Origin of the sequence: Pontibacter rugosus (assembly GCF_042678745.1) — a bacterium.
Lineage (GTDB): Bacteria > Bacteroidota > Bacteroidia > Cytophagales > Hymenobacteraceae > Pontibacter > Pontibacter rugosus.
On sequence record NZ_JBHTLD010000212.1, the window covers coordinates 1 to 8,334 of the forward strand.

Below are 8,334 nucleotides of genomic sequence, written 5' to 3' on the forward strand. Positions count from 1 at the left end.
TCCAATCTATTCTGAGAAAGGCTTGCGTTTTCATGAGGCTGATATTTTGATAGTTCTGAGATTATATGGAATTTTTTTAATAGAAGTTAAAGGCTTTTCAATACATAATATAATCGGAATACAAGGGCATCAGTGGCAGATGCGAAAATGGTATACAGCGGAGGAGTATCCTGTTGGGCAGGTGATTAATCAGATGTTTGCCTTAAAGAACTGGCTCGGCAGCATACCTAGTATTCCGCAGGTGCCTTACATGCATCACGCAGTTGCACTCCCTTTTATAGAAGAAAGCGAGTGGAGGGAAAAGCAGTGGCACTCACTTCCAACAACCCAAAGCGTGAAAACTAATGCACATCTGACACCTGCAGCTCTACAGGAGTGGGTACAGGAGGCCGGTGCCGCATTTCAATCCTCAGTCTCTGAAAATACATGGCTTATGATTACAGATACTTTAGGCCGGACGACGCCTCCGGTTGCTGTTGCTGACAAATGGGCGCCACGCATTCTTCAGTTTAACGGTGCGCCCCCTTCTGGGGATCAACTTCGCCAAATTCTGGGTATAAAGCCTGATGCAAGTAAGGACAGAACCCCATACATGTACCTTGTGGCCACCTCGTTCCTGGAAGCGATGCGCGGAAGAAGCACTGAACATATGGGAGCAGATTTTGCACCTGAGTTACAAACAAAAGGGAAAACACGGCCACAGTTATTATTTAAGAATGCGCTAAAGCACATGATGGAGCCCTGGCTAAAGTTACAGGGAATGTCTCTGCCAAGAGTTGGCCCTATGGAAAGAGTTTATCTTTTAAATGCCATTGACGAGGTCGCTGGTAACAATAAGGCTTTGCGCTTGCAGTTGAGGCATGATGTGCAAAAGTGGCGGGAGGTGTTGAGTCAGTTAGACGAAGAAGGTATAGACCTACAAACTTTTGACTTGAATGAGTTCTCAAAAAGGTTGGCCTTGAATGACAGAAGATTAGTGTTACTGATCAAGAATCTTCTGGAAGCTTTTCACAGGCGCTTTGAATTGAATGAAATCCCGTTTGAAAAAGCTGCCCGCTGGTACATTAAAGAAGGATTGCCCGCTGCACCTATTGTAGTTATGGAAGGATTCAGTTTTTTCAGCCCACTTCAGGTGTGCTATGCTGAACGCTGCTACGAGCTAGGAGCACAGGTAGTATTTGTACATTCTTATAGAGCCGAGCAGGAGTTTGGTTTTCAAGTACTAAATAATACCTATAGCCCGAAGCATTCCCACATTTTTGAAAATGCGAAAAGGGAGGTCATTGATACTTTGCAAATAAACGATACACCTCTAGAGTCTGACTTAGATTGGCTAAAATTCTATCTTTTTGCCAACGAGACTCCATCAGGTTGGAGTGCCCAGCGAGACGGTAGCCTTACGGTGGAAGCTTTTCCTCATCGGCATGCAGAGGTACGGTCCTGTGTGAACCGTATTGTAGATATGCTGAAAAAGGACAACGAATCCCAGGTGGCTGTATATGAGGCAAGGGATATCAGAATTGTCAGCACCGATCCAGAAGTATACCGGAATCTGTTACTGGAGGAAGTTGAAATTTTCAGGCAGGAGCGTCTAGCCGCCAATCTGGATCCTATTCTAAAACCTGAAATACTTAAAGTGCCACCTAGGCAGTTGCTTCTGACACCATTGGGTCGTTTTATCCTGACACTTTACAATGTTTGGGACACGGAGGATACCAAAAGTCTGTGTATGACCCCAGAGCAATTTATTACTATCCTGAGCTCAGGGCTGTTAAGTGTCCCTCAGGAAGGTGTGTTGCCTTTCCAGATGCAGCAGAGTGTGAAGCGATTCATTGCCTGCAAAGACCAAGTATTTGCGCGGTGCTGCACCAGAAAGAGTTGGTTGGATGCCTTTGACACCCTATCGACTCTCCCTGAGTTACCAAGGTTGTACCGACTCCCTTCGTCTAGCTTACTACAAAGTGATGTTGGAAATTGGAGGAGCGTACTTCTGCTAGTGGACAAGTTGTGCAATCGCCTTTTTAACACCTCTGATCGCAACATTTCAGATCATATCAAGAACCTGAAGGATGGCCTTAACACCTTCGACCATAATGGTATGAGCGCGGTGGAAAGGGAGTTGCTAGAGAAGATTCAAAAGGTACTCCAGGAGTTAGAGGCAAAACAAACAGCCCCAATTGCGACTGTACAGTTTAGGGAGGTACTGAATGCTTTAGTGTCGGAGCGTAAAGAAGTAGTTGATGGCTGGGGAAACCAAGTGGCAGTCATTTCGCCAGAAGGGTTGGATAACTCATGTCAACCTATCGTCTTCTTCCTGGGCGCTGACAGCAGTCGCCTGCCACGTCCATTCCATGAGCCTTGGCCATTCTACGATCTGGATTTGTCGAATGACCTGGAGCAGGACCGTTATCTTTTCCTGGCAGCTATACGTGCAACCTTGGGTAAGGAGGGAAAACCGCCTCATTTTTATATTTCCTATGCACAAACTGATGAAAACAAAACGTTGCAGCCTTCTCCTTATTTTGAGGAAGTGTTAGAGTTCTTAGGCCTGGAACTAGAGGAGGTTTGGGTGAATTCTAACCAGGTATTAAAGACGGGTACACCCATACAGGTGCAACAGCCGGATACACCCAATATGCGGCGAACTCATGACAGGGATTTTGACAATGACCCCTATATCTTATCAGAGCTGCTACATTATAAACTGTGTCCTTATCGTTACCAGTTAGAGCGTCTTGATCCACAAGGGTATAGCTATACGACCAATTTTCAGTTGCGCTTCTTAGCCAAAGGAGTTTGGATGAACCTCATATTTGACAGGTGGCGGAAAGAAGGAGGGGAGGTTAAAGGCTTAAATAACGTACAGAATCGGATTAATGCCTTGTATGAGAGTACAAGGCCCCTAATGAAACAAATTTTTAATGGGTTCTCTACGCATGATTGGCAGGAAGTAAGCAGAGGTATAAAGACCGATCTTTTGTATTGGGTAAAGAGCATGAAATACGGTATATCCTTTGAAGATATGCCTCTACGGTACATCCCTCTTCCCAACACTCCGGGAGGACAACGCGTTTTGGTAGATGTCCCGTTGGTCTACAAAAATGGGCAGAGAACTTCATTGTTTGTAGCCGATGCACTGGTGCTACACTGGCTGGCATACGGTAAAAAAAATTCAGATAGTGCTTCTACTGGTTCTGCTGTAACTCAGTACCAACTTGTATCCCTGTGGAAGGCAGAAATAGCAAAGATTAGTAAATACTTTTTTGAGAAAGATAAACAAAATCATCACGATATAGGGGCTTTGCAAGAAGAGTTGTCCTCATCGATTATGGGGATAAAACAAGGTGAATTCCCGAAAAATCCTGGTGACCATTGTAAGTATTGTCCTAGCTATAATACTTGTTTAGGAGTGGCAATACATACAAATTGAGGTAAATTTAAACTGTATACTATGGGCTCAAAGATTATAACTAGGGGAGGATTCACCGTCTCTAGGCAACAGGCCGACATCATTGATCATGTGGCAAAGGAAAAAGTGACGGTAGCCGCGGCCAGCGCCGGATCCGGCAAGACATATACTTCTGTTGCCGCGGTTATTCATCTGATAGAAAAAAAACAGGCCTCCATTGATCAGTTTATTTTGATCTCCTTTACCAACAAAGCAGCCAATAGCCTGAGGGAGAAAATCCAGGAGGCAATCAACATGAAGGTTACTGAGGCGAAGAGCAGTCATGAGCGCTTGCGGTGGCGTGAACAGCAAGAACGTTTGGCAGCTGCCTATATCGGAACCATCCATGGTTTTTGCCGGCAAATCCTTAAACTCTTTGGCTACATGGATCTGGTCTCCTATGAAGCGAAAGTTACCTTTGCCAAGCGGATCAGGGATGAGGTTTTTTTAGAGGCTATACTGGAGCATTTCCGGGGTGGTCCCGCAGCTTCCTTGTATGGAAGCAGGAGCCAGATGGCTGATCATGAGTTGATCAAACTCATGGGGAGTATCTATGAACATGTGCGTAACATGGATTTGGATTTTAAAACCATTCGGGAATGGACAGAGCAACAGGAAGAGGACGCAGGAAAAGCTTACAGGGTTTCTATGGCTAAACTGATGGAACAAGCGGTAGAGGCCTACACTGGGCGTAAGCGATGGGAGCAAGTACTGGACTCACATGACTTGCTCAAGAAAACCTCCGAATTGCTCACCCAGTCTGAAAACAGGGGGAGTATTGTAAAGCAGATAGCCAAGCGTTACCATTACCTTTTTGTTGATGAGTTTCAGGATACGGATGCTGTGCAGGAGAAAATTGTGGAGGCCCTGCTTCCATCACTTACTTCTGTATTAGTGGTCGGTGATCAAAAGCAGTCGATTTACGGTTTTCGAGGTACACTCGATAACCTTCTTCTGCGGATGGCAAAAAACCATCACCAACTGCTGCTGCCAATGAACATTTCCCGTAGGCCCGCCAACCAATTCAGGGAAATGGTGAATACCTTGTTCGGTCACATTAGCAGACAATCTAGTTATGCTTTTTTAGGTGACTCTCTTGAAGCATATGAGGGAATAGCCAAAGGGGAGGGGGATCCTCCGCCCCTTGTGTATTTATCAGCAGAATATAATCAAGGCATACCAAAGGCCTCAGAAGCAATACAGAAACTGCTTTCCGGAAAATATACGCTAGAATACAGGCTGGGGAAACATGCACCCATTGAACAGGGGGATATTGTAGTACTTACTCGGACCAATGCCATTGCCGAGGCATATGCTGAGGGCTTGCGCGAGGCTTTTGCCGGATTAGGTATAGTTGTGAAAGCCGATACCGGAAATACCTTCTATGCGCTTCCGGAGATTGTCTCTGTCATCTATATACTCCAACTGCTTTTAACTTATCCCAAAGACGATGCAGCCCTAACCTTAGCACTAGACACCCCGTTCCTGCAGACATCTACAAAAGAAGAACTGAACGGGGAAAAACTCAGACAACTGCAAAAAAGGGTAGGGGGTAGTCCTCTTTCAGAGGCTTTCATGGACTTTAGTCCGGAACTGCATGAAATCTTGGTAGAACTACAGGCAATGATGCGTGTTGCTACCGTCCCGCAAATATTGGAGCATTTGTATCGTAAGTTTGGAATCCGTGAGTATTACCATGGGCAATCTGATGAACAGGCGGTAAAAAATTTAGAGTATCTGCGGGATGTATCTAGAAACTTGTTTACAGAGGACCAGGCGCTTACATTGCACACCTTCGTTGATTTTCTTCGCACTTCAAACCTATCAGGGCGTGAAGAGGAGCTTGTTACGCCACCCGATCCTTCAGAAGAAAAGGGGGGTAAAAGAATGGGGCCGCCCTACCTACGAGTGATGACCATACATAGCGCGAAAGGCCTTGAATTCCCAATTGTAATTCTGCCTGAGGTGCAAAAGCCAATTATCAGATTCCTGAAGGATCAAGAGCCTCAATTCCTTATTGTGAACCGAGATGGTCAAGGCAAAGCACTTCCTCATGGCTTAGAGGTGAAGATCAAGCTTCAAAGCGATGAGGGTGGAACTCCTTTGGAGACTGTCTCCCCAGTCTTCCAGGAGGCTCTGTACCAAGATAGAGACAAGGTGCGTGAAGATGCAATGCGCGTTTTTTACGTAGCTATCACGCGGGCTGAGCACTCGGTTATCCTGATTGGAAAAAAAACTAAACGCCCATTAACTGCTTCAGATGATCGATACTCTTGGCAGGATGAAGTGTTGCCTGCTGAAGAAATTCTTAAGCAAGAGGTAGGTGCTAAGTTCGATAAGGCCTAACCGGCAGTCACGATCTGCTAGAGAAAGTAATTCGGTGATGCCTCAAGAATAACGAATCGCCTCATTCCATACTAGGCTCTTATACTGTAGGAGTAGGTAATGGCTTAGAATCCGTATATCGGTCGGGGTGTTTTGCACTTCGTTCCATTTCCTTTGTGCACCCGGACCAAATTCCCAATAACCATACGTCCAACGGCAGCATGAAGAGATTTTTTCTAAGTCTTCTTTAAACATGACTACAGATGGAGCCTCCTTGCTGCTGAGTCTATCTACTATTGCATCCATGATAAAGCCTAGGGATATGATACCTGCACCGTGTGTAAGTCTAGACTTTTTAGGAGGCAGATTCCAAGCCTTGGCAAATACTTGACTTGCCGCTATCCAAAAATTATTCAAGGTTTGCAGCATTATTTCCACCGTTTCTTCTTCTTGTTTGCTACTACTATTATTCTCTTGAATATAATACAGAGCACCATCTGCTAAGCTGTTCTCTAACATTTTAAGTATGGAATTATCCTGTATTATTCCATCTGGGTTAGTAGCAGTTTTGATTTTTTCATAAAAAGGAGAGCCTGACTCTAGATTTAATTTCTCAAGTAGATAAGTGGGGAACCTACGTTTCTCAAAAGCGCTTGGGAGTAGACAATTGGTGTGGGGAAGCAGTTCGTACAGTAGCCCTTTAGCTAAGGGCTTTGTTGAATTTACAAGCATAAACTGCTCTCTTTGCTCATTGTGATTTTTAGCTATAAAACCCACTACATTTATATAAAAGTTGTCTAACCTTGCTTCTGACAGTGCAGCTGTCCTTTGTTGCCCATCTACAATCCAAGCCGGTTTCTTTAAAGCTTCTCCATCTAGAGGAACAGGTATTTTCAGGATACCTGCCTGTACACTGGTTCCATTGTCGCTTGTTAAAGAAATAAAGTCTACCACATCATCAAAAGCAACAACAATTGAATTGGGCAGCATTGGATTCTCGGATTTAAGATACTTTGTAATGTTGGCAATATGAGAGGCTACTTCAGGTCGTTGATACCCTAAGAGTTTTTTGTCATCCTGTCTGGATATACGGGAGATAGTGGCAAACTCCCTAAGCTTCTTGCCCTCTACAGCGAAAGTAAAAAGCTTTCTGCCTTCTCCTTGGTAAAAGGCTAAAGCGGGTAAATTTACATAATTTAATGCGCTCATAAATTAGAATGTTTAGGTCCCCAAGAAGATGGGAACAATTGTTTAAGTTTGTTGGAAAAAGTGTAAAGATTATGGAAGCCTCTCCTGAGGTTCCTCTCTCTATTTCTTAAAAGGATTACCTCTATACCCAACTCTTTGCAAATAGGGCAGCGGCATTCTTTCCACGGTTTCGCTTCTAAGACTTTTTTGTATTCAATTATAAAATCCCTTTCTTTCCTGTATGTTATACCTCCTTGCAATACATGCAGCACATCATTGAGTGAAGCTTTATCTGAATCATATTTTCTTAGTATATCTAGAGATGCAATTTCCAAAGTGGATAATTCTTCTTGATCTAGTGTCTGTTTTGAAACGAGTTTTAATAGTCGAGGACTTGCCATCGTTTGAGGGACACGAATTGCGAGATAGGCTTGCTCAGGTGTATGATAATTTGTTTTATCATCACTTATGGCTTGACGCAATGGCATGGAACTGTCAAAACTAGTTACCCCAAGTTGATTGAACAATTCAATATGTTCTAGCCTACTTACCCCAAGCAGATGAAATTGTGTAGTGGCAGATTTCGCCTGAGAACAAGATGTAACAACCTTGATTATGTCATCATTTCTGAGACGGTTAAGTCCTCCTAAGGCTATATAGGAATAACCTATTTCCTCCAATTGCTTAACTGAGTTAAGATAGGATTCGGGACTCCAACCTTGCGCCACTCCAATGGGAGTCCATGAGACGCCCTTTTTTTTGCAAAGGCTCCAGAAAATTTGAGCTAGTTCTATCGTCCTATTCCAACGGACTATCCAGTTGCTAGGAATCTCTTGGTCTTTATTTTCAGATATTATTTGCAAATAGCCACTTATGACGTGATCTGGAGAAAGCCCGTAGTCTACACCTATTGTGCTGTAGAATTCCAAGACATCAAGACAATCATCAATTAGGTGTCCAGCCAATGCTTCATTTGAATCGTCTGTATAAGCTCCTGAGTCTCCCATTATGAGGAGTGGCTTATCCTCTGTGACATGTAAGAATCGCCTAGCCCCCTCTCTAAAGAATCTCATTAGTTGAGATGCATTCCAGCGACAGTTTTTACCCTGATTAACATAAATCTTAGAAACAACAAAGCCATGATAAACAGGAGAATCAAAAATCTCATGTGGAAACTTTTGATTTTTCTGTTTAGCATTATTAAAGCTTCCTGTTTCACTAATAAAGTCAAACTTTGGATCTATTAAATCAAGTGGAGCGGGCCAGAAAAACTTCATACACTTATCGATAAAATATTTGAGGTAGCCTTTAGATGTTTTATCTAAACTAAATGAGCTGCCTTATTTATTGCTACGGAGCTTACAAAAAGCTGC

Annotated in this window: 4 protein-coding genes; 2 read left to right on the forward strand and 2 right to left on the reverse strand. The window is 43.6% G+C overall.

What is annotated here, in order from left to right; genetic code table 11:
• Nucleotides 1-22: 22 nt before the first annotated feature.
• Together ACFQ2O_RS17865 and ACFQ2O_RS17870 are read left to right on the forward strand one after the other, a co-directional pair.
• Nucleotides 23-3,430, forward strand: coding sequence for an NERD domain-containing protein (locus ACFQ2O_RS17865; RefSeq protein WP_377531035.1), 3,408 nt, complete (start codon nucleotides 23-25; stop codon nucleotides 3,428-3,430).
• 21 nt (nucleotides 3,431-3,451) lie between these two features.
• Nucleotides 3,452-5,794 (forward strand): UvrD-helicase domain-containing protein, encoded by a 2,343-nt coding sequence (locus tag ACFQ2O_RS17870; protein WP_377531019.1) that lies wholly within the window; start codon nucleotides 3,452-3,454, stop codon nucleotides 5,792-5,794.
• Between the two features lie 42 nt (nucleotides 5,795-5,836).
• On the opposite strand, the gene dbpB is transcribed toward ACFQ2O_RS17870, so the two are convergent.
• Together dbpB and dpdA are read right to left on the reverse strand one after the other, a co-directional pair.
• Nucleotides 5,837-6,982 carry a DGQHR domain-containing protein DpdB gene (gene dbpB, locus ACFQ2O_RS17875; RefSeq protein ID WP_377531025.1) on the reverse strand — a complete coding sequence of 382 codons (1,146 nt, stop codon included), beginning with the start codon at nucleotides 6,980-6,982 and terminating at the stop codon, nucleotides 5,837-5,839.
• Nucleotides 6,979-8,238, reverse strand: coding sequence for a tRNA-guanine transglycosylase DpdA (dpdA, locus tag ACFQ2O_RS17880; RefSeq protein WP_377531031.1), 1,260 nt, complete (start codon nucleotides 8,236-8,238; stop codon nucleotides 6,979-6,981). Before dpdA ends, dbpB begins: the two co-directional genes overlap by 4 nt.
• Nucleotides 8,239-8,334 lie beyond the last annotated feature (96 nt).